The sequence below is a fragment of the Streptomyces sp. NPDC029296 genome (assembly GCF_055569255.1).
The window spans coordinates 1-2,682 of record NZ_JBVHXT010000105.1; the positions used below are offsets into that span (position 1 = coordinate 1).

The window sequence follows — 2,682 nt, forward strand, 5'->3', positions numbered from 1 at the left end:
ACAACCGCCCCCCCCCCCCCCCCCCCCCCCTCCTTTCCTCTCCCCCCCCCCCCCCCCCCCCCCCCCCCCCCCGCCCCTCCCCCCCCTCCCCCCCCCCCCCCCCCCCCCCCCCCCCCCCAGCCGCCCTTCACCGCGACAAGCGGCAAGGACTCCTCGGGCCGGGCAGGCGTACGGGCCGGGCGGGAAACAGTCCCGTCCGCACCGTTGACGGAGCGTCATCACTGCAACAACGATGTCCTCCAGCCGCGTTTGGGAGCGCTCCCACTTTTTGTTTGGGAGCGCTCTCGTCGCCGAGCGTCACCCGCACTCCCCGAGGAGCACAGACGTGAAACGACGCAGAACCGCCCTGCTGCCCCTGACCGCGCTGCTGGCAGCGGCGTTCACCGCCCTGCCCGCCCAGCAGGCCGGCGCCGACGAGGTCGAGCAGGTCAGGAACGGCGCCTTCGACTCCGGCACCGAGGCGTGGTGGACCAGCGACAACGTCGCCTCCGGCGTCGACGGTGGACGGCTGTGCGCCGACGTGCCCGGCGGCACCGCCAACCGCTGGGACGCCGCCGTCGGCCAGAACGACATCACCCTGGCCAAGGGCGAGTCGTACCGCTTCTCCTTCGCCGCCTTCGGCGTCCCCGAGGGGCACACCGTGCGGGCGCTGGTGGGGCTGCAGACCGCGCCGTACGACACCTGGTACGAGGCGAGCCCGCAGCTCAGCCCGGACGGCAGCACCTACAGCTACACCTTCACCTCCCCGGTCGACAGCGCCCAGGCCCAAGTCGCCTTCCAGGTCGGCGGGTCGGCCGAGCCCTGGCGGTTCTGCGTGGACGACGTGTCCCTGCTCGGCGGGGTGGCCCCGGAGCCGTACGAGCCCGACACCGGGCCGCGGGTCCGCGTCAACCAGGTCGCCTACCTGCCCGCCGGGCCGAAGAACGCCACCCTCGTCACCGACGCCACGGCCCGGTTGCCGTGGCAGCTGAAGAACGCCCGCGGCACCACGGTCGCCCACGGCTGGACCGTGCCCCGCGGCACCGACGTCTCCTCCGGGCAGAACGTGCACTCCGTCGACTTCGGCGCCTACCGGGGGAACGGCACCGGTTTCACCCTCGTCGCGGACGGCGAGACGAGCCGCCCCTTCGACATCGGCACGGCCGCCTACGAGCGGCTGCGGCTGGACGCCTTGAAGTACTACTACACCCAGCGCAGTGGCATCCCCGTCCGCGACGATCTGCGCCCCGGTTACGGCCGCGCGGCCGGCCACGCCGACGTCGCCCCCAACCAGGGCGACGGGAACGTGCCCTGCCAGCCCGGCGTGTGCGACTACCGCCTCGATGTCACGGGCGGCTGGTACGACGCCGGTGACCACGGCAAGTACGTCGTCAACGGCGGCGTCACCACCTGGGAGCTCCTGAGCACCTACGAGCGCGAGGCGCTGGCCCGCACCGGGCAGGCGGAGAAGCTGCGCGACGGCACCCTCGCCCTGCCCGAGAGCGGCAACAAGGTGCCCGACATCCTCGACGAGGCCCGCTGGGAACTGGAGTTCCTGCTGAAGATGCAGGTGCCCGCCGGGCAGCCGCTGGCCGGCATGGCCCACCACAAGGTCCACGACGAGCAGTGGACCGGCCTGCCGCTGCTGCCGAGCGCCGACCCGCAAAAGCGCGAACTGCACCCGCCGACCACCGCCGCGACCCTCAACCTGGCCGCGACCGCCGCCCAGGCCGCCCGCCTCTACCGGGGCCACGACCCGGCCTTCGCCGCACGGACCCTGGCCGCCGCCCGCACCGCCTGGACCGCGGCCCTCGCCCACCCGGACGTGTACGCCGACCCGAACGACGCCACCGGTGGCGGCGCCTACAACGACAACGACGTGCGGGACGAGTTCTACTGGGCCGCGGCCGAGCTGTACCTCACCACGGGCGAGAAGCAGTACGAGACGTACGTCCTCACCTCACCCGTCCACACCGCCGACATCTTCGGACCCGCCGGCTTCGACTGGGCCCGGACGGCCGCCCCGGCCCGCCTCGACCTCGCCACCGTGCCCAGCCGGCTGCCCGGCCGCGACAAGGTGCGCCAGTCCGTCGTCCGGGGCGCCGACCGCTACCTGGCCACGCTGAAGGCACAGCCGTACGGCATGCCCTACGCGCCGGACAACAACCTCTACGACTGGGGCTCCAACCACCAGGTCCTCAACAACGCCGTCGTCCTCGCCACCGCCTACGACATCACCGGCGGCGCCAAGTACCGCGACGGGGCCGTGCAGAGCATGGACTACATCCTCGGCCGCAACGCCCTGAACATGTCCTACGTCACCGGCTACGGGGAGGTCAGTTCCCACAACCAGCACAGCCGCTGGTACGCCCACCAGCTGGACGCGTCCCTGCCGAACCCGCCGGCCGGAACGCTGGCGGGCGGGCCCAACTCGAGCATCCAGGACCCGTACGCGCAGTCGAAGCTGACCGGCTGCACCGGCCAGTTCTGCTACATCGACGACATCCAGTCCTGGTCGACCAACGAGACCGCGATCAACTGGAACGCGGCCCTGGCCCGCATGGCGTCCTTCGTGGCGGACCAGGGATAGCGGTCCCCTGACCCCGCCCCGGGGGGGGGGGGGGGGGGGGGGGGGGGGGGGGGGGGGGGGGGGGGGGGGGGGGGGGGGGGGGGGGGGGGGGGGGGGGGGGGGGGGGGGGGGGG

General features: G+C 73.6%; 1 protein-coding gene. It reads left to right on the top strand.

What is annotated here, in order from left to right; genetic code table 11:
- Positions 1 to 325: 325 nt before the first annotated feature.
- Positions 326 to 2,569 carry a glycoside hydrolase family 9 protein gene (locus ACZ4W9_RS40210; protein ID WP_467944205.1) on the top strand — a complete coding sequence of 748 codons (2,244 nt, stop codon included), beginning with the start codon at positions 326 to 328 and terminating at the stop codon, positions 2,567 to 2,569.
- The last annotated feature ends 113 nt before the right edge of the window (positions 2,570 to 2,682 follow it).